Source organism: Penaeicola halotolerans (genome assembly GCF_016464625.1).
In the GTDB taxonomy this organism is placed as follows: domain Bacteria; phylum Bacteroidota; class Bacteroidia; order Cytophagales; family Cyclobacteriaceae; genus Penaeicola; species Penaeicola halotolerans.
Window position 1 is genome coordinate 1 of sequence record NZ_JAEAGO010000134.1, and the last position, 254, is coordinate 254.

Annotated in this window: 1 protein-coding gene; it reads right to left on the bottom strand. The window is 47.2% G+C overall.

Annotated features, from left to right (window positions below; translation table 11 throughout):
* Nucleotides 1–254, bottom strand: a 254-nt coding sequence (locus I5349_RS13890; protein WP_226391374.1) for a hypothetical protein, incomplete at both ends; no start/stop codon positions are given.

A 254-nucleotide genomic window follows, 5' to 3' on the forward strand; every position in this document is an offset into this window, starting at 1 on the left:
GTTGCATCATCTGTATTCGCTGCATCTATGTTATCCGTCAAACGGTAAGTCAAGGTATACACACCTGCCGATGTACCCGCTGATACTGTTACCTCACCCGTGGCCGGATTGAAGTTTAGGCCTGCATCTATTGTCAACTGGGTGATCGTTACCTCACCTGTAGTCGCTGGGTTAGCATTGTATGTATCATTTGCCAATACATTGAAGCTGCCGCCTACAAAACCATTGATCGTCTCTGGATCATCGTTGGCTAC